This is a genomic window from Halorubrum coriense DSM 10284 (assembly GCF_000337035.1).
GTDB lineage: Archaea > Halobacteriota > Halobacteria > Halobacteriales > Haloferacaceae > Halorubrum > Halorubrum coriense.
The window spans coordinates 22,432-41,488 of the sequence record NZ_AOJL01000035.1; the positions used below are offsets into that span (position 1 = coordinate 22,432).

At 69.4% G+C, this 19,057-nt stretch carries 15 protein-coding genes and 1 pseudogene; 8 read left to right on the top strand and 8 right to left on the bottom strand.

What is annotated here, in order from left to right:
- Nucleotides 1-16: 16 nt before the first annotated feature.
- Nucleotides 17-1,078, bottom strand: coding sequence for a phytoene/squalene synthase family protein (locus tag C464_RS08660; RefSeq protein ID WP_006113296.1), 1,062 nt, complete (start codon nt 1,076-1,078; stop codon nt 17-19).
- Between the two features lie 177 nt (nt 1,079-1,255).
- On the opposite strand from C464_RS08660, the gene C464_RS08665 reads away from it, so the two are divergent.
- Nucleotides 1,256-2,401 (top strand): acyl-CoA dehydrogenase, encoded by a 1,146-nt coding sequence (locus C464_RS08665; protein ID WP_006113297.1) that lies wholly within the window; start codon nt 1,256-1,258, stop codon nt 2,399-2,401.
- A 28-nt stretch (nt 2,402-2,429) separates the two neighbouring features.
- Here C464_RS08665 and C464_RS08670 read toward each other — a convergent pair whose 3' ends face one another.
- Both C464_RS08670 and C464_RS08675 read right to left on the bottom strand, forming a co-directional pair.
- Entirely contained in the window at nt 2,430-4,319 is a 1,890-nt protein-coding gene (locus C464_RS08670) for a PH domain-containing protein (protein ID WP_006113298.1), read from the bottom strand.
- The gene (locus C464_RS08675) at nt 4,316-4,780 is read right to left on the bottom strand and encodes a PH domain-containing protein (RefSeq protein WP_006113299.1); all 465 of its coding nucleotides are present in this window, start codon (nt 4,778-4,780) and stop codon (nt 4,316-4,318) included. The genes C464_RS08670 and C464_RS08675 overlap by 4 nt, the downstream gene beginning before the upstream one ends.
- 171 nt (nt 4,781-4,951) lie before the next feature.
- Here C464_RS08675 and C464_RS08680 point away from each other — a divergent pair, with 171 nt between their 5' ends.
- A complete protein-coding gene (locus tag C464_RS08680) occupies nt 4,952-6,241 on the top strand; it encodes a Glu/Leu/Phe/Val family dehydrogenase (RefSeq protein ID WP_006113300.1) in 1,290 nt (429 codons plus the stop codon).
- A 31-nt stretch (nt 6,242-6,272) separates the two neighbouring features.
- On the opposite strand, the gene C464_RS08685 is transcribed toward C464_RS08680, so the two are convergent.
- Together C464_RS08685 and C464_RS08690 are read right to left on the bottom strand one after the other, a co-directional pair.
- Nucleotides 6,273-7,028: a YqjF family protein gene (locus C464_RS08685; protein ID WP_006113301.1), complete on the bottom strand. Its 756-nt coding sequence runs from the start codon at nt 7,026-7,028 to the stop codon at nt 6,273-6,275.
- A 90-nt stretch (nt 7,029-7,118) separates the two neighbouring features.
- On the bottom strand, nt 7,119-8,072 hold the full coding sequence (locus tag C464_RS08690) for a cation diffusion facilitator family transporter (RefSeq protein ID WP_006113302.1): 954 nt from the start codon (nt 8,070-8,072) through the stop codon (nt 7,119-7,121).
- A gap of 210 nt (nt 8,073-8,282) precedes the next feature.
- Between C464_RS08690 and C464_RS08695 the strand changes: the two genes are divergently transcribed.
- On the top strand, nt 8,283-8,984 hold the full coding sequence (locus C464_RS08695; RefSeq protein WP_006113303.1) for an HD domain-containing protein: 702 nt from the start codon (nt 8,283-8,285) through the stop codon (nt 8,982-8,984).
- 57 nt (nt 8,985-9,041) lie between these two features.
- On the opposite strand, the gene C464_RS08700 is transcribed toward C464_RS08695, so the two are convergent.
- A complete protein-coding gene (locus C464_RS08700) occupies nt 9,042-9,764 on the bottom strand; it encodes a TetR/AcrR family transcriptional regulator (RefSeq protein WP_006113304.1) in 723 nt (240 codons plus the stop codon).
- A gap of 166 nt (nt 9,765-9,930) precedes the next feature.
- Between C464_RS08700 and C464_RS08705 the strand changes: the two genes are divergently transcribed.
- Together C464_RS08705 and C464_RS08710 are read left to right on the top strand one after the other, a co-directional pair.
- Nucleotides 9,931-11,637 carry a COG1361 S-layer family protein gene (locus C464_RS08705; protein ID WP_006113305.1) on the top strand — a complete coding sequence of 569 codons (1,707 nt, stop codon included), beginning with the start codon at nt 9,931-9,933 and terminating at the stop codon, nt 11,635-11,637.
- 87 nt (nt 11,638-11,724) lie between these two features.
- A pseudogene (locus C464_RS08710) lies at nt 11,725-14,218 on the top strand (efflux RND transporter permease subunit).
- Nucleotides 14,219-14,269: 51 nt separating this feature from the next.
- Here the strand turns inward: C464_RS08710 and C464_RS08715 are convergent.
- Entirely contained in the window at nt 14,270-14,692 is a 423-nt protein-coding gene (locus tag C464_RS08715) for a hypothetical protein (RefSeq protein ID WP_006113307.1), read from the bottom strand.
- 261 nt (nt 14,693-14,953) lie between these two features.
- Between C464_RS08715 and coxB the strand changes: the two genes are divergently transcribed.
- Both coxB and C464_RS08725 read left to right on the top strand, forming a co-directional pair.
- Nucleotides 14,954-15,730: a cytochrome c oxidase subunit II gene (gene coxB, locus C464_RS08720; protein ID WP_006113309.1), complete on the top strand. Its 777-nt coding sequence runs from the start codon at nt 14,954-14,956 to the stop codon at nt 15,728-15,730.
- A complete protein-coding gene (locus C464_RS08725; protein ID WP_006113310.1) occupies nt 15,727-18,225 on the top strand; it encodes a cbb3-type cytochrome c oxidase subunit I in 2,499 nt (832 codons plus the stop codon). The genes coxB and C464_RS08725 overlap by 4 nt, the downstream gene beginning before the upstream one ends.
- Before the next feature lie 31 nt (nt 18,226-18,256).
- Here the strand turns inward: C464_RS08725 and C464_RS08730 are convergent, their stop codons facing one another.
- Nucleotides 18,257-18,754, bottom strand: coding sequence for a zinc ribbon domain-containing protein (locus C464_RS08730; RefSeq protein WP_006113312.1), 498 nt, complete (start codon nt 18,752-18,754; stop codon nt 18,257-18,259).
- 77 nt (nt 18,755-18,831) lie between these two features.
- On the opposite strand from C464_RS08730, the gene C464_RS19220 reads away from it, so the two are divergent.
- A complete protein-coding gene (locus C464_RS19220; RefSeq protein ID WP_167539337.1) occupies nt 18,832-18,972 on the top strand; it encodes a hypothetical protein in 141 nt (46 codons plus the stop codon).
- Nucleotides 18,973-19,057: the final 85 nt, after the last annotated feature.

Genomic DNA, 19,057 nt, shown 5'->3' on the forward strand with positions numbered 1-19,057 from the left:
GGCGGCGCGGGTCGGCTCAGTCGGCCGACCCGACGGCGCGGTGGAACGGGGTCCGGGCGATCGTCTGCCGCAGCTCCGCGAGGGAGTCGCGGCCCACGTCGCTCGCGGCGGACATCACCGCGAACACCTCCTGTCTGGACACCTTCACGCCGGTCTCGGTGAGCGCGTCCTCCGGGCGGCTCCCGAGCTCGCGGAGGGTGCCGACCGCGAGCAGGTACGGCACGGTCCACGCCTCCATCGTGTTGCCGTTCGAGAGCGGCATCGTCTCCAGGTACGCCTGCGCGTCGTCGAGGAACGAGCGGGCGTAGTCCGCGGTTCGACCGACCACGCGCGCGGACGACTCGCGGTTCTCGGGGTGGACGACGCGATCCTGCTCGACGCCCTCGGCCTCGAGCCACTCGGCGGGGAGGTAGACGTTGTTCTCCTCGGTGTAGTCGTCGTAGACGTCCTTCGAGACGTTGACGAGCTGGAGGAGGAGGCCGAACTCCTCGGCGGTCTCGCGCAGTCGCGTCGCGCGCTCCTCGCCGATGTCGCCGCGTGTGAGCAGGTTCGTGATGAGGTTGCCGACGGTGCCGGCCGCGTAGTAGCAGTACTGCTCCAGCTCGTCGCGGTCGTCGATCCGGAGCCCGCCCTCGGTGGCGTGGCGGTCCACGAACATCGCCATCCCGTCGACCATCTCCAACACCGGGGGGACGATCGCGGCCTGCGCCTCCGGGTCGAGCTCCTCGAACGTCGCGGCGATCGTGGGCGCTTCGGCGACGACCGTCCAGTCGTCGTCGCGCTCCGCGGGCAGCCACTCGTCGACCGCCGAGCGGAACGCGACGATGTCGGTGTCGTCGTCCGGATCGATCGCTCGCCGATACGTCCGCAGCACGTCGCTCTGTGCCTCCGGCGGGATGTGCCCGGCGTCTTCGACCGTGTCGGCGACGCGACAGAGGAGGTAGCCGACGCAGATCTGTGACGACATCGGTTCCTCTAACACGTCGACAGTCAGCGCGAAGGTCCGCGAGACCCCTTGGACCGCCTCGTAACACCACGCGAGGTCGGCCTCAGCGGAGCCGTATTCTCGTCCGCTCATTCAGTTGCTCGACGTTACGTCACAACGCATAAAAAGCCTCGTGGAACGCCGCCCGGGCGCTACTCGCCCCCGGCCCCGGCCAAATCGCACGACGATACCCACCTCGGGCGCGCCCAACGGTCGACCCGTGTACAACCGTGTGGAAACGGCTAAGTCCGCCCGGCCGCACGGGCCCACATGGAGTTCACGCTCACCGAAGAGCAGCGCCAGATCCGCGACACCGTCGCGGAGTTCGTCGACGAGGAGGTCGTCCCGCGCGCGGCGGAGATCGACGAGACCGACGAGTACCCCGCCGATCTGGTCGACGAGATGGCCGACCTCGGGCTCATGGGGATGCCCTTCCCGGTCGAGTACGAGGGCGCGGGCCTCGACTACCACAGCTACGCGATCGGACTCGAAGAGATCTCCCGCGGCTCCGGCGGGCTCGGGACGGTCGTCGCGGCTCACACCTCGCTGGCCGGCAACATGCTCTACGAGTTCGGCGACGAGGCCCAGAAGCAGGAGTACCTCACCGCGTTGAACACCGCCGACGACATCGGCGCGTTCGCGCTCTCGGAGGCCGAGGCGGGCTCGGACGTGCCGGCGATGTCGACCACCGCGGAGCGCGACGGCGACGGCTACGTGGTGAACGGTGGGAAGCTCTGGATCTCGAACGGCTCCGTCGCGGACACGGTCACCCTGTTCGCGAAGACCGACCCCGACGCCGGCCGGAACGGGATCTCGTCGTTCGTCGTGCGCCCCGAGGAGGACGACGGGTTCATCGTCGAGGGGACGGAGGACAAGCTCGGCGACAAGGGGTGTCCGACCGCGGAGCTGCGGTTCGACGACATGTGGATCCCCGAGGACCGGTTGCTCGGCGAGGAGGGCGACGGGTTCGTCCACGCGCTGAAGACGCTCAACGGCGGGCGCATCACCATCGCGGCCCGGTCGGTCGGGATCGCTCGCGCGGCGCTTAACGAGGCGAAGTCCTACGCGCAGCAGCGCGAGCAGTTCGACCGGCCCATCTCCGACTTCCAAGCGATCCAGCACAAGCTCGCCGACATGGACACGAAGGCGCGCGCCGCGGAACTCCTGATGCACGAGGCGGCCGACCTGAAGATGCGCGACGAGGACTACATCAAGGAGGCCGCGCAGGCGAAGCTGTACGCCTCGGAGATCGCCCGCGAGGTCGCCAACGAGGGGATCCAGATCCACGGCGGCTACGGCTACACCAAGGACTTCCCCGCGGAGCGATTCTACCGCGACGCGAAGCTCTCGGAGATCTACGAGGGAACGAGCGAAGTGTTGCGCAACACGATCGCGCAGCAGTTACTCGACGAGTGAGCCGGCGAGGCCGCGCCGGCCACGCCCCTTAGCGGTCGTCGTCGCCCGCGGTGTCGCCGCCGGCGTCGTCGTCTTCGTCGCGGCCGCCGTCCGTGGTGTCGCCCTCTCCGTCGCGCTCCTCGCCGGATCGCGGCCCGTGCGCGACGTCGGCGTCCGACGGGTGCCGGTCGACCGCGTACCCGCCCGTGTCGATCCGCTCCGCGGGCTCCGAGTAGTCGCGGTCGCTCGGCGAGAAGTCCGGGCGGACGACGCCGTCGTCCGGGACGTCGAGGTCTCCCTCGGGCGACGACTCGTCTGCGACGTCGTCGGTCTCCCCGTCGACGGACTCGTCGCCGCCGACTCCGTTCTCCGCGACGGTCGCGTCGTCTGCGCGGTCCCCGTCGGCTCCTTCGTCGATTCCTTCGTCGCCGTCGATCCACTCGAAGGAGTCGCTCCCGGCGCTTCGACGCTCGGCGACGGCGGTCGCGAGGCGCTCCGTGAGCGTCTCCTTCAGCGCCTCCGCCTCGTCGACCTCGAAGTCGACCGCGGCGGCGTCGCTGCCGGTCAGCGACCCGGTCCCCGCCGTGTCGGCGACGACGGTCGCGACGCCCCACCGCCGCTGGAACACGGTCCGGCTGTCGATCACGTTCTGGATCCGGTAGTACGGGACGACGGCGACGGTCCGGCTCCAGAACCCGTTCCGGGTGAGCAGGTGGTCCTCGCCGACCCAGTAGCCGCGGTGTTTCCACTTCAGGTGCGCCGCGGGCGGGACGGCGAGGAGGAGCGCGGCGACGCCGTACCAGGGGATCGACGGCGACACGTACCAGTTCACGCCGTACGCGATCCCGGTGAGGACGCCGACGATCAGCGCGTACCGGATGACGTACCGCCACCGGATCCGCTTCGGCGGGCGGCTGAACTCGGGCGTACCGAACGACTCGATCTCGTGCGCGAGCCGGTAGACGCGGTCGGTCGCGGCGATCGGGACGGCCGACTGGTTGCCGGACTCGGACCCCTGCCCGGGCGCGTATCCCGCGGTCTCGATCGACAGGCTCGCGTAGCCGAGCGCGCGCTTGGCCGGGTTGTCGGTGACCCGCAGCGTCTGGACCTTCTCGGTCGGGATCGACCCGCTGTACCGTCGGAACAGCCCGCGCTCGTAGCGCAGTTCGTCGCCGGCGCGCGAGAGCCGGAAGCCGTAGTAGTTCGAGAAGGCGACGCCCGCGCCGATGAGCCACGACGCGATGAACAGCGCGGCGATCCCGACGAACGCCGTGGCGGTGAGCGCGGCGGCCGAGGTCTCCGGCAGGAAGCTCGACAGCACCGGGAACGAGCCGGAGCTCAGGAACGCCAGGAGCCCGATCAGCCGCCCGTCGAACGACAGCGCCCCGACCAACGCGAGCTCGCTCGGAGAGATGGCGAACAGGTCCTCCTCGTCCGGCGCGAACGCGTCGTCGCGCTCGCCGCCGACGGCGTCGGCGTCCGCGGTCCCCTCCGTGGCGTCCGCCGGTCGATCGGCTCCGGACTTCCGGCGCTGGACCTCGCGCCGGAGCCGCGTCGCCTCGTCCGGCGTGACGAACCGGATCGACCCCTCTGTGCTTGACCCCCCGGCGGTCTCTAAGTCGACCGCGGCGACGCCGATGGCGCGCTGGACCACGCCCCGGCTCACGTCGACGTTCTGGATGCGCCGGTAGGGGATCTCGCGCTCGCGGCGGGAGATGACGCCGGAGGAGATGTCGAGCGTGTCCTCGGTGAGGACGTACTCGAACCGGCGGTAGTACGCGACCTCGTAGGCGAACACCACGAGGAGGATGACCGCGCCGCCGGCGACCGCCAGCGGGAGACCGAACCCGCCGCTGTTCACGATCACGAACAGGGCGACGGCGGTCCCGGCCGCCTTCTGGAGCGCGCGGTACGGGACCGACTGCGGCGCGAGCTTCACACCGCGTCCTCCCCGTCGGCGCGGATCGCCAGTCGCTTCAGCTCCTCGCGGAGGTCGCTCGCGCCGTCCGGCGTGAGTCCCGGGATACGCACGTCCGCGCCGCGCGATCCGGCGGTGTACACGACGCAGGAGGCGAGCCCGACGGTCCGCTCGATCGGCCCGCGGCGGGAGTCGACGTGCTGGATCCGCACCAGCGGCACCGTCGTCCGCACCTGCGTGACCACGCCGCGGTCGAGGTAGATCGCGTCCTCGCGGATCTCGTAGCTCCAGCGTCGGTAGCGGAGCAGCGCGTGCGTGACGGTGAGCGTCAGCGCGACCGCGCCCACGGCGATGGGTACCCACCGCGGGAGGTACTCGAGGGACGCGCCGCCGACGAACGGGGCGGTGACGAGCGCCGAGAGGAGCACCGCGCGGAGGACCCACACGACTTGGATCCGGGGATGAAGCGTCTGCGCCGTCATCGGCGGTCCCCCGTCGCGTGTCCGTGTATCATGGTCGGCGGTTGTCGGCCCCGACGTATAAGTCCGGCCGGAAACGGCCGGAGAAAACGGAGGAAAAACCGTGATACATATTCTCTTGCGATGGCGATACTTGCCGAAACCGATATCAGGGGTGATCGAGTCGTGCCAGCCATGGCCGACGACCCCTTCGAGAACATGCTCGCCCAGATGGACCGCGCCGAGGAGTACGCGGACGTGGACCACGGGGTGTTCGAGCGGCTCAAGAACCCCGAACGAACGCTGAAGGTGACGCTCCCGGTCGAACTCGAGTCCGGGGAGGTCGAGGTGTTCGAAGGGTACCGCTGTCAGTTCGACAGCGCACGCGGGCCGTTCAAAGGCGGCGTCCGCTTCCACCCCTCGGTCACCCAGCGCGAGGTCGAGGCGCTCGCCGGGTGGATGACCTGGAAGACCGCCTTAGTCGACCTCCCGTACGGCGGCGCGAAGGGCGGTGTGATCTGCGAGCCGAAAGAGCTCACGGAGCGCGACCTCGAACGACTCACCCGGCGCTACACCGAGGGGATCCGCCGGATGATCGGTCCCGAGGTCGACGTGCCGGCACCGGACATGAACACGAACCCGCAGACGATGGCGTGGATGATGGACACCTACTCGATGTACGAGGGGTACTCCGTGCCGCAGGTCGTCACCGGGAAGCCGCTGGAGATCGGCGGGACGCCCGGCCGCGTGGAGGCGACCGGCCGCGGGGTCTCGCTCGTCACCGAGCGCCTCTTCGAGTACCTGGACCGCGACCTCTCCGACGCGTCGGTCGCGATCCAGGGGTTCGGGAACGTCGGGTCGAACGCGGCTCGGCTCCTCGACGAGGCGGGCGCCAACGTGGTCGCCACCTCCGACGTGACGGGCGCGGCGTACGACCCGGACGGCCTCGACGTCGCCGCGCTCGCCGCGCACGTCGAGGCCGGGGGGCTGATCGAGGAGTACGTCGCGGGCGAGTACCGCGGGAACGCGGGCGGATCCACTTGGGACGACCCGGACCAGATCACCAACGCGGAGCTGCTCACGCTCGACGTCGACGTGCTCATCCCCGCCGCCGTCGAGGGCGTGATCACTGCGGACAACGTCGACGACCTCCGGGCGTCGGCGATCGTCGAGGCCGCGAACGGGCCGACGACCGTCGCGGCCGACAAGGCGCTCACCGAGCGCGACATTCAGGTCGTGCCCGACATCCTCGCGAACGCGGGTGGCGTCATCGTCTCCTACCTGGAATGGGTCCAGAACGCCCAGGAGTTCTCGTGGCCGCTGGAGACGGTCAACGCCGAGCTGGAGCGGCGCATCGGCGGCGCCTTCGACAAGACCGTCGAACAGTACGACACGAAGGGGCTCCCCGACCTGCGGACCGCCGCGTACACGCTCGCGCTGGAGCGAACGGCGAAGGCTCACGAGTACCGCGGACTGTTCCCGTGAGTCCGGTTCGGGCGAGTTGAGCCCGCCGCCGTCAAGCCCGCCTGATCCGGTCGGCGGTGACCGCGATCGGCTCGGCGTAGTGGAGTATCGGCTCGCCGTCGGGCGCGTCGAAGCCGTTCGCGGCGAACAGCGTGTTCGCCCGGATCTCCGCCTCGGCCGGGCGCAGCGTCCACGGCTCGTGTTCGATCGCGCCGACGTACAGCCGCCCGCTCTCTCCCGCGGTGTAGAACCGGTAGTTCTCCAGTAAAAACGCCGGCAGCGACCCCGGCTCCGGCGTGAACGCCTCGCCGGCCGGCGCGTAGGTCGCGTCGAACCGGGCGTGCGGGACGCCCTCGTGGACGCGGCGGCTCGCGAACCGCACGCCGTCGCCGGCGTCCGCGTCGATATCCACCTGCTCCGCGTCGGCGCCGCCGCTATCGGGGTCGTCGCTCGCCGCGGTGCCCCGGACGTCGGTCTCGGCGCGGTAGTACGGGAGCCGGAACAGGCCGCGGGCGACCGCCACGCCGAGCCGGTCGTCGGCGTCGAGGCTGTGGAAGTAGACGCCCGGGCCGTTCGGCCCCTCGACGTAGGTCCGGAGGTTGAGCTCGGGGAACGACAGCCCCCGCGGGACCCCGCGCGGGCGGATGTCGTCCATCACGAACGGGACGACGCCGAGGTAGGCGTCGCCGTCGTGGGTCGCGACCGTGAGCCCGTCGGGCAGCGCCGCGGCGACTGTCGCCGGGTCGACGGGCCAGTGGGCGAACAGTCCGTCCCGCCACGTCATCTCCAGCCAGCGGCGACCGAGCATATCCGTCGTAAGGGCCGGAGGGGCAAAACCCGCACGACACCGGCGGTCTCGGGCCGCTGTCCGCGGTCGCTCTGGGGGTGTCGCCCGCGTTCACTCCCGAGGACCGGCGTCGCTCCCGAGCGCGGTCGAGGAGTCGGTCGCCTCCGGCGCGTCCTTCCACTCTCCCAGCCCGGAGGGGTCGAGGTGGACGTGGACGTCGCCGACGTCGTCCAGCGCGCGGAGGCTCGTGACGAGGTCCGTCTCCACGTCGTGGGCCTCGCGGAGGGTCATCTCCCCGTCGACCTCGACGTGGACCTCGACCTCCAGGTCCGTCCCGTCGTAGAACACCGTGAGGTCGTGGACCCCCTCGACCGCGGGGTGGTCGCGGAGCGCGGCGACGACGCGGTCCCGGTCGCCCGGCGGCGGGGCACCGCCGACGAGGTAGGTGACGTTCTCGCGACCGATCTCGATCCCTTGGTACACGACGAGGACGCTCACGAACGCGCCGGCGAGAGGGTCGAGAACGGGAACGTCGAGGAACACCCCGACGACGCCCACCAGGGCGGCGACCGTGGTGTAGATGTCGTTGAGACAGTCGACCGCGAGGGCGGTGAGCGCCGTCGAGCCGAGGTCGGCGTTCACCAGTTCCGTGTACCGGTACAGCAGGTACATGTCCGCCATCGCGAACAGCAGCGCCCCGACGAGCAGGGGGCTCGCCCGCACCTCGACCGGACCGACGAACCCGAGCACCGACTCGCGCAACAGGAGCAGCCCGAGGACCGCCACCGTCGCACCGACGAACAGCGCGGTCAGCGGTTCGATCCGCTGGTGGCCGTGCGGGTGCGTCTCGTCGGCGCTCTCGTACCGCGAGCCCCCCCAGACGAACACGACCGCGCTGGCGACGAGGTCGGCGACGGAGTGGGCGGCGTCGGCCAGCAGCGCGACGCTGTTGAACGCGAGTCCCGTCGCGCCCACGACCGCGATCTTCACGGCGTTGCCGGCGACGTTGACCGCCGCCGCCCGCTGGAACCGAGCGCGGTCGTCGTTCCCGAAGGGACTCAACATATCAGCCCGTGTGCCCGCGACCCTGTTAAGCGTCCCGCGTCGCGGCACGACTCGACTCGCCGCGCGCCGCCGTATCGCGTCGCGCCACCGCCCGACCCGTCGCCGGACGCCGCCGTCACCCCGGTGGTCTCCGGCCGAAGACTCCGTCGTAACGCCTAAGACCGAAACGCTCCTCGCCTACGGTAATGAATCACGATCTTTTCTCCCGAGGTGGTCCTCGTGGGCGTCGAAATTAAAGAGACGGAGGTGAGCGACGAGGATTTCGCGGAGATGAAGGGCTTCGTTCGCGACTATCTCGCGGCCAGCGTCGAGAGCGAGGACGACGGCGGCCGCATGCGCTGGTACCCGTGGCACTCGGCGTCGTACCGGTTCAACCACATCCTCAACGTCGTCGATCTGGCGACCGACATCGCCGAGGCCGAGGGGGCCGACGTCGACGTCGTCCGAGTCGCCGCCGTCTTCCACGACGTCGCCAAGCTGGAGGCCGAACAGGACGTCCACGCCGAGGCCGGCGCGCGCGTCACCCGCGAGTACCTCCAGAGCCGCGGTAACTACCCCGAGTCGTTCATCGAGGAGGTGTGCGGCGCGGTCGTCGACCACTCGTACACCGGCGACCTCGACGACGTGTCCCTGGAGAGCCGGTGTCTGATCGAGGCCGACGTGCTCGACAAGGTCGGTGCCAACGGGGCCGTCCTGATGCTGCTGCGGATGGGGTACGAGTCGCGCACGCACATGGACGCCGCGAAGATGGTCGACCGCGTGCTCCAGCGCGCGCACGACCACACCGAGCGCGTCGTCTCCGACACGGCCGAGAGCATCGCGCACCAGCGGATCAAGCGCGTGAAGTGGCTCCGCGAGTGGCTCGAAGAGGAGGTCTCGCAGATGGACGCCGAGGGCGTCACCGACCGCTGACGGAGCGTCCCCTCCGGGTGTGGGCCCGGGACGAGACCGACCGGACCGGCGGTCGATTCAGCTCTCTCCGCCGGAGTCGTCCGTCTCGACGAGCGGCAGCACCGACTCCAGGTACCGGTCGATCCCCGCGCGGGAGTCCGCGACCCACGTCCCCTCGTTCGTCGTCGCCCACCGGAACATCCCGCCGGTCGCGAACGTCTGGAGCGTCGACGCGACCTGCGCCGCGGTGACGGGTTCCTCGTCGCCCGCCGTCCCGGTGCCGTCGCGAGAGGTGCCCGCGGCCGCCTCGCGGACGAGCCGTTCGAGGTACTCGCCGAAGACGCGGTCGCTGCGGTCGAAGTGGTCGCGGTACGCCTCGTCGTTCGCGGCCTGCGAGCGGAGCTCCGTCATCACCGTCACGAACCGCGCGTCGGGCGCGTGCGTCTGATCGAGTGCGGCGGGTTCGACCGCCGCCGTGAGGTAGTCGTCGAGCTGGTCACGCGCCGAGCGGTCGAACGCCGCCTCGGGAGCCATCTCGGTCGCGGCCTCGGCCTCCGGGGTATCTTCGGGAGGGCCGCCGGCGACCGACGCCTCGAACTCGTCGAGCAGGAACTCCAAGAGGTCGATCAGGAGGTCGTCTTTCCCGTCGTAGTGATGGTACACGAGCGACGGGCTCTTGTCGAACTCGTCGCCGATCCGCGCGATCGTGACGTTCGCGTACCCGTGCTCGCAGAGCGCGCGAAACGCCGCGCCGAGGATGGCCTGTCGGGTGTCCGACGGCTCCGCGAACGGGTCGTTCATACGTCGCGTAGACGGGTGGGGTATATAGCGCCCTTGATTGAACGTTCATTCAACACGCTTATTCATCGGGAGGGAAATAGGACCGTATGACTCGACCCGACGCGTCACGGTACGATCGGTCGCACCGCGCGACCAGCCCCTCCGACCGCCCCGCCGGAGGGAGTCGATGAGTCGGCCGACGCGGTTCGCCGCGACCGCCGTCGCCGTCGTCGCGCTGACCGCGCTCCTCGTCGGCGTCTCGCTCGCCGGCGCCGCGGCACCCACCGCGGGCGCGGCCTCGGCCGGCGACGCCGCCGCGCTCTCGGGCGTCGACGGGCCGATCGCCGACGGCGCGGTCGCCCAGACGGGTTCCGAGCCGACGGACAGACAGATCCGCGGATCGCCGGTCTTGGAGCTCTTCGCTTCCCAACGGTCGGTGCCGAGCGGCGCGGAGTCGACCGTGACGGTCGACATCGTCAACACGGGCGAGATGGAGATCGGCAACCAGCTCGACCCCGACGTGACCACCGCGCGCGGGCTCACGCTCGAAATCGACGACGGCGACGTGCCGATCGACGTGGAGGACGGTGAGATCCCGGTCGGCGACGTCGCGACCGCGGCGAGCCCGGTCTCCGTGCCGCTCGACGTGACCGTGCCCGACGACGTGCCGGACGGCAGGTACGAGGTGGAGGCGACCGCCCGCTACCAGTACACCTTCGAGATCATCCCCGAGTTTAACGACCACAAGGACCGACCCGGAGTCGACCGGTTCGACCTGACCATCGTCGTCGACGACGGCGCGCGGTTCGCGGTCCTCGAGACCGACACTGACGCGCAGGTCGGCGGGGGCGGCGACGTGACCGTCACGCTGGCGAACATCGGCGACGAGACCGCCCGCGACGCGGTCGTCTCCGGGAGCACGACCGCGCCGGGCGTCCGCCTCGGCGAGGGCGGCGGCCAGTCGTTCGTCGGCGACTGGGCCCCCGGCGAGAACCGGACCGTCACCTTCGACTCGACGGTCGGCGAGGCGTTCGGCGGCGGCGCGTACGCGCTCTCGTCGACGATCGACTACCGGGACCCGAACGGCGTCGACGCGACCGCGGCGGCCGCGCGCGCCGGCGTCGTCCCGATCCGCGAGCAGTCGTTCTCGCTGGACGACGTCTCCGGCACGCTCGAAGTCGGCTACTCCGGGACGGTCACCGGCACGCTCACGAACGAGGGGCCGCTCCCCGTCGAGGACGCGGTCCTCGTCGCCGACTCCGGGAGCAACCGCGTGAGCCTCGGCGAGAGCCGCTACGCGCTGCCGCGGATTCCGCCGGGCGAGTCGGCCGAGTTCTCCTTCGACGCCGACGTGAGCGGGAGCGCCGACCCCGGCCCGCGGCAGTTCCGCTTCACCACCGAGTACGACAGCGGCGACGCGACGGTGGCGGTCGAGGAGACGCGCCGCGTCGAGGTGGCCCCCCGCCAGCCCGAGTTCGAACTCGCCGTCGAGAACGCCACCGTCTCGGCGGGCGAGACCCGACGGATCAACGCCACGATCACGAACCGGCGGCCGGAGACGCTCTCGTCGATCAACGCCGGGCTCTACGCGGACAACCCGCTGACGGCGGTCAACGACGAGGCGTTCGTCGACGAGCTCGAGCCCGGCGAGTCCGCGAGGATCTGGTTCGAGGTGGCCGCCGCCTCGGGCGCGAGCATCGAGGACCACCCGATCGAGCTCGACTTCCGGTACGAGGACGAGCGCGGCAACGACCGTATCTCGGACGTCACGCAGGTCCCGGTCACGGTGACCGCCGCCGTCGACGACGGCGGGCGACCGATCGGACTGATCGCCGCGGGCGTCCTGCTCGTCGTCGTCGCGATCGGCGGCGCGGTCTGGTACCGACGGCGGTGATCCGATGAGGAGACATCTCACCCCGCCCGCGGCGGACCGTCGCCTTCGCTCGCCGCCGACCGCTCCGCGGCGGACAGCGGGGCGACCGTGACCGCGGCCGATCGCCTGATCGAGGAGATCGACCGCGTCGTCACCGAGCGACCGCTGGCGGTCATCGCGGTCTTCGTGCTCCTCACGGCCGCGTTCGCCGGCGGGCTGACCGGCATCGAGACGAGCGCGGGCGCGGACCAGTTCACGCAGGACATCCCCGCCCAGCGGGCGCTCGACGACATCGACGAGGAGTTCGAGACGTCGATCGGCGGCTCCGCGACGTCGGCGCAGGTGATCGTCTCCGACGACAACGTCCTCTCCCGCGACGCGCTGATCCGGACCCTAGAGACCCAACACCGGTTGGAATCCCGGTCGACGCTCCGGGTCGCGTCGACGTCGAGCCACGCCGACGCGATCGCCCGGCAGCTGGACCCGACCGCCGAGAGCGCGGCCGAGCGACGCGACGCCGTGGCCGAGGCGACGCCCGCCGAGCTCCGGACCGCCATCGCCGACGCCGACGCGACGGGCGCGATCGCGGCGCAGGTGTCCGTCGATTACAATCCCACCGCGCAGGCCGCCGACACCGCCATCGTGGGGATCACCTACGACCTGCCGGACGCCGCGACGACGGCGCGGGTGACGGAGCTCCAGACGCGCAGCGTCGATATCGTCGACTCCGTCCCGGGCAACGAGGCCGGCGAGAACGCGATCCTCTTCGGCGACGGCGTCCTCCAGTCGGAGATCACCGCGCTGTTGACCGACACCGCGATCATCGTCTTCCCGGCGGCGCTGATCCTGATCGTCGGGTTCCTGATCTTCTCGTACCGCGACCCGTTCGACATGGCGATCGGGATCTCCGCCCTGTTGATATCGCTTCTCTGGACCTTCGGCTTCATGGGCTACGCCGGGATCCCGTTCTCGGACTCGCTCGTGACGGTGTTCCCGCTCCTGCTCGCGGTCGGGATCGACTTCGGCATCCACATCGTCAACCGCTACCGCGAGGAGCGGGCGACCGGGGCCGGGATCGAGCGGTCGATGCGGACCACGACCGACCAGCTGCTCATCGCGTTCCTGCTCGTGACGATCACCACCGTGTTCGGGCTCGTCTCCAACGTCGCGAGTCCGTTCGAACCCAACCGCGACTTCGGGATCGTCGCGGCCGCGGGGATCACGTTCACGCTGATCATCTTCGGCGTCTACCTCCCCGCGGCGAAGGTGCTCGCCGACCGGTGGCGCGAACGCCTCCCGATCCCGGAGTTCGGCACGAGCGCGCTCGGCGCGGGCGGATCGCGGATCGCGCGCGTCCTCCGCGTCGGCGTCGACCTCTCGCGGGTCGCCCCGGTCGCGGTCGTCGCGCTCCTCCTCGTCGGCGGCGCGGTCGGCGGGGCGTACGGGACCGGCGTGAACACGGAGTTCTCGGAGGAGGCGTTCTTCCCTGACCAGGACCGCTTGGAGACGTACGCCGACCTCCCGGAGCCGTTCGCGCCGACGGAGTACACGTTCCTCGACGTGCTGACGCTCTTCGAGGAGGAGTTCGAACAGGGCTTCGTCGGGTCGGTGACGCTGTACGTCGACCAGTCGGTCAGGGACGACGACGCCCTGGAGCTGATCGACCGGACCACGCGGAACCCGCCGGACACCTTCGCGACGACCGACGAGCGCCGCGCGCAGGCGACGAGCGTCGTCACCGTGATTGAGGACCGCGCGTCGCGCGACCCCGAGTTCGCGGCGTTAGTCGAGCGCAACGACCGCCTCGGCAACGGCGTGCCGGACCGGAACGTCGACGAGGTGTACGACGCGCTCCTCGACTCCTCGGCGGCGGGGCAGGCGCGCGGCTACGTGGCGGCCGACCGCGGCAGCGCCCGGGTCGACTACACGATACGGCCGGGCGTCGACAACTCCGAGGTGGTCGCGGACGTGCGCGACCTCGCTGATCGCACGCCGCTCGAAGCCGTGCCGACCGGCTCCCTCGTGGTCAACGAGGCCGTGATCGACCTGCTGACCGAGTCGGCCATCCGGAGCCTGTTCGCCGCCTTCGGGCTGACGGCGCTGTTCCTGGCGCTGTCGTACGCGTACCTCGAAGGGAAGGCCGTCTACGGTCTTCTGAACCTCGTCCCCGTCCTCGTCACGGTCGGACTGCTCGTCGGGTCGATGCGGCTGTTCGACATCCCGCTGACGCCGATCAACGCTCCCATCCTCTCCGTCTCGATCGGGCTCGGCGTGGACTACACCGTCCACTTCGTCCACCGGTTCGTCGACGAGTACCAGACGGGGCTCCCGATCGACGAGGCCCTCGACGTCACCATCGCGGGGACGGGCGGCGCGCTCACCGGCAGCATGCTCACCACGGTGTCCGGGCTCGGCGTCCTGTGGCTCGCGGTGATCCCCCTGCTCCGCGACTTCGGCGTCCTGCTCGCGCTGGGCGTGTTCTACGCGTACCTCTGTTCGATCCCTGTCTCTTATACACATCTCTGATGGCGCGAGNGGCGGCCTGATCGGTCTCGGGCTCGACGACGGACTCAGGGAAGCTGGCGCGGACGGCGGTCGCTGACCGGCGGAGCGCTCGTTTTACTGTCCGCGGAAGGAGAGAGGGACGGTCGAGTCAGCCGATGACGCCGACGACCAGCTGGACGGTGACGAGCACGAGGAACGCGGCCCCGGTCGCCAGGGTCCCGGCCGCGACGCCGTGGGCGTTACCGAGGCCGCGGCTCCGCGTCGCGAAGTACGCGCCGAGGAAGACGAATCCGACGAGGAGCAGCCCGACGGCGAGGTACGCGACGTTCACCAGCGTTCCGGCGAGCCCCTCCGGGATCCCGAAACTCCCGACGCCGAGGAGGATGCTCCCGCCGACGAGGACGGTGATTCCGACGAACGAGACCGCCCACACGACCGGGGTCCGGGCGATCTCGCCGAGCGTTTCGACGATCGCCTCGTAGCGGCCGTCCCCCTCGTCGCCGCCGGGAGCGGTCCGCTTCGTTCCGATTCCCGCGACCGCGACGAAGGTGGCGACGACGAGGAGGCCCATCAGGGCCGTACTCAAGAGGGTGAGTGATGTCATGGATATCCGTTGTTAGGGGCTCCGTTCGCGCGTACAAATACCCTTCGACGCGTACGCTTCACCCCGCTCGTTCACCCTTCGACGCGCTCCGTGTCTCCGACGATCGGTCGGGCGACGCGGCACCGATCGGCCGGGATGCGGGGCGTATCGATCCCCAGATCGGCCGCCCCGCTACACAAGAGATAAGTGTGCCATCGCTAAGGGTGATACAAGAGCAGACAGACGAACATGATAGATCCAGTTATCCTACAACAGGGGAGTGACTGGCGCGCACAGGCGGAGATCTTCGACGAGATCTTCTTCGTCTTCCTCGCGCTCGGTACCCTCGTCGGCACTATCGTCGTGGCGTACACGCTGTGGAACGTGTACAAGTACCGCGACGACGGGAACCGGTCGGACGAAGAGTTCGACGCGCCGGTCGTCGGCGAGCTCCCAACGGGACAGGGCGGTCCGAAAGCGAAGAAGCTCTTCCTCTCGTTCGGGCTGAGCGCGATCGTCGTCATCAGCCTCGTCGTGTACGCGTACGGGCTGCTCCTCTACGTGGAGCAGGGGCCCGACGACGGTACCGAGGGAGACATCGAGATCATGGTCGAAGGCTACCAGTACGGTTGGGCGTACGAGTACCCGAACGGCCACACCGAACGGGGTGAACTGATCGTGCCGGCCGACCAGCGGATCGACCTCAACATCACGTCGAGGGACGTCTGGCACAACTTCGGCTCGTCGGACTTACGGATAAAGTCCGACGCCATCCCCGGAGACCACAGCGAGACGTGGTTCGCGGTGAGCTCCGAGGACGTCGAGGCGCAAGGCGGGGAGGCGACTTACCGCGTCGAGTGCTTCGAACTGTGCGGTCCGGGTCACTCACAGATGAAGAGTCAGGTCACTGTCATTCCGCAAGACGAGTGGGAAGAGTGGTACGCTAACACCGGCAACAGCTCCGAGAGCGCGAGCGTTCGGCCCGCCGGAGCCGGCGTGACCGCGCAGAGCGGGGTGGGCGCATGAGCGGACTCCCGCCGACGACGTCCGTGAAGCGGTGGTTCGTCACGACCAATCACAAGGACGTCGGCATCCTGTACACGATCACCGCGCTGTTCTTCCTGCTGTTCGGCGGCGTGATGGCGCTGCTCATCCGCCTCCAGCTGTGGGACCCGACGAGCCAGATCCTCTCCGGACTGGCGTACAACGAGGCCGTCACCGCCCACGGGCTGATAATGGTGTTCTGGTTCCTCTCGCCGTTCGCGTTCGGGTTCGCGAACTACTTCGTGCCGCTCCAGATCGGCGCGGACGACCTCGCGTTCCCGCGGCTCAACGCGTTGTCCTACTGGCTGTACCTAGGCTCGGGCCTCCTGCTCGCGATCAGCTTCTTCCAAGGCGGCACGCTGTCGGCGGGGTGGACGATATACGCACCACTGAACGTGCCGATGTACACGCCGAGTATCGGATCGACCGGCGCGGTGCTCGCGCTCGCGATGTTCGTCACCGGCACCACGGCGTCGACGGTGAACTTCCTCACGTCCATCCACCACTCCCGCGCGGAGGGGATGGGGATCATGGACATGCCGATGTTCACCTGGTCGATGCTCGCGACCGTGTGGATGATGCTGTTCGCGTTCGCCGCGCTGCTCGCGGTCGGCCTCATCCTCGCGGCCGACCGCGTCCTCGGGAGCGTCTACTTCTCGGCCACCGAAGGCGGCTCCCTGCTGTGGGGCCACCTGTTCTGGTTCTTCGGACACCCCGAGGTGTACATCGTCTTCTTCCCGGCGCTCGGCGTCATGCTGGAGCTGTTCCAGACGTTCTCCGGGCGTCGCCTCGTCGGTCGGAAGTGGGTGATCATCTCCATCTGTCTGATCTCCGTCCAGTCGTTCCTCGTGTGGATGCACCACATGTTCCTGACGACGATCAACCTGGAGATCAAGACGCTGATGATGGCGACGACCATCGGGATCTCCCTCCCGTTCGACCTCGTCGTCTTCTCGCTGATCTACACGCTGATCAAGGGGCGGATCCAGTTCACGACGCCGTTCCTGTTCGCGTTCGGCGCGCTGCTGCTGTTCATCCTCGGCGGCATCACGGGCGTCTTCCTCGGTGCCATCGTGCTCGACTACGAGTTCCGCGGCACCTACTGGGTGGTCGCGCACTTCCACTACGTGATGTTCGGCGGCGCGACGGCGCTGTTCGGCGGGGCCTACTACTGGTTCCCGAAGATAACGGGGAAGATGTACGACGAGTTCCTCGGGAAGCTCCACTTCGTGATCTTCTTCATCGGGTTCAACGCCGTCTACTTCTCGATGTTCCTCGGCTGGGAGACCCCCCGCCGGGTGTTCGAGTACAACCCCGAGTTCCAGATCTACCACCAGTTCGGGACGATCGGCGCGTTCGTCCTCGGGTTCTCGTTCTTCATCATGTTCTACAACTTCGCGAAGTCCTACGTCTCCGGCGACCCCGCCGGCGACAATCCGTGGGACTACTCGCGGACGGCCGAGTGGGCAGTCTCCTCGCCGCCGCCGCTGGAGAACTGGCCCGACCGGCCGTCGTACGCCTCCGGGAAACTGGAGTTCGTGAAGGACTTCGTCCCGGACGGCGGGCCCGCGATGAAGACCGACGACAACGGCGATGTCGCCACCGACGGCGGCGACAGCCACTCGACGCACATCTCCGAGTACCCGTACTGGGACAAGCACGCGAGCCACGCCAGCATCTGGCCGTTCGCGCTCTCGCTGGCGCTCGGCGTCACGCTGTTCGGCTTCTCCGGGTTCGCGGACGCGGTCACCGTCGAGCTGGGTGAGACGGCGCTACAGAGCGACGTCGTCATCTCCAACACGATGTACCCGATCGCCATCGTGCTCGGGCTCGTCGGGCTCCTCTACACCGGCGTGAAGTGGGGGCTCGAAGACTTCTACGCGCCGCCGAGCGAGTTCGCGGAGCGCTGGCCGTTCAACGGCGTCGAGAAGGTGAAGCTCGGGATGTGGTTCTTCCTGGCCTCCGACGTGATCGTCTTCGGCGCGTTCCTCTCCGCGGCCATCTTCGTCCGCTACAACGCGGGCTGGATGACGTGGTCGCCGCTCACGGAGTCGCTGCCGGGGCTCATCAACACCTTCGTGTTGATCACGTCCTCGTTCACCGTGATTCTCGCGCTGGTCGCCGCTCGCCGCAAGAGTCGGAAGGGACTGCTGGCGACGCTCGGGTCGACCATCCTGCTCGGGTTCACCTTCATGGCCATCAAGCTGTGGGAGTGGAACCACGAGATCTTCGACCGCGGCGTGACGATCTCCGCGAACGCCCACGGCGACCCGATTCAGGCGTCGATCTACTACGTCACGACCGGGCTCCACGGGATCCACGTGCTGCTCGGCTTAGTGATCGCCATCTTCCTGTTCGTCAGGGCGTACCAGGGTCACTACCTCGACGACGAGCGGCCGATCGAGTACTTCGGCCTCTACTGGCACTTCGTGGACATCGTCTGGGTGTTCATCTTCCCGCTGTTCTACCTCTTCTGAGGCGGTCCGCGGCTCGTTTTTTTGCTCCGGTTCACGCGGTCTCGTTCGCTTCGAGCGGTTCCGCACACCACTGACAGAAGTCGAACGCGGGATCGGTCTCCCTGCCGCACTCCGGACAGCGGACGGTCCCGTCGCCGTCCGTCGACTCCGCGGACGGCGCTTCCGTGGCGGTCGTCGCCGCGTCGCCGGTCGTCACCGCGTCGCCGGTCGACTCCGAGGTGGCGGCCGCGCGGGCCGCGTCGCGCTCCCGCTCGTACGCCCGGTTGTTTCGCCGGGCGACGACGTACGCGTCGATCACGCTCGCGGCGACGACCGCGGCGGCGGGCGCGATATCGCCGATCGCCGGCGGGTCTCCGGTGAACGCGGCGGTGATGGCGGACTCGGGGACGAACACGAACACCGTCGCGGTGACCGCGACGTACCAGCCGAACGCGCGCGCCCACCGGCGCAGGTACGCGTGGCCGAGTCCGGAGACGACGAGCGCGAGCAGGGCGGCGAGCCAGGGTCGCCGGGGAGAGTGGTCCGTCATGGCCGGCCGTACGGCCCCCCGCCCCGAGAACCTACCTCTCTCGGAGCGTTTATGTGCGGGACGCGCCGAACTCCGGTATGTTCGGCGTTCCGCTCGGCGAGTTCCTCTCCGGGGCCGCGTTCGCGGTGTTCGGCGTCGCGACGTGGGGAATCGGCCTCGGTATCGCGTACCTGCTGTACCGCCGGTGGCGCGGCGACGGCCCGCGCGGCGACGACTGAGCCGACGCGCTTAGCGCCGCGCGCGCTCCCGTCCGGACGGTCGGAACGCGTTCCGGTTCGGCCACGCTTATCACGTCGCTCGTTC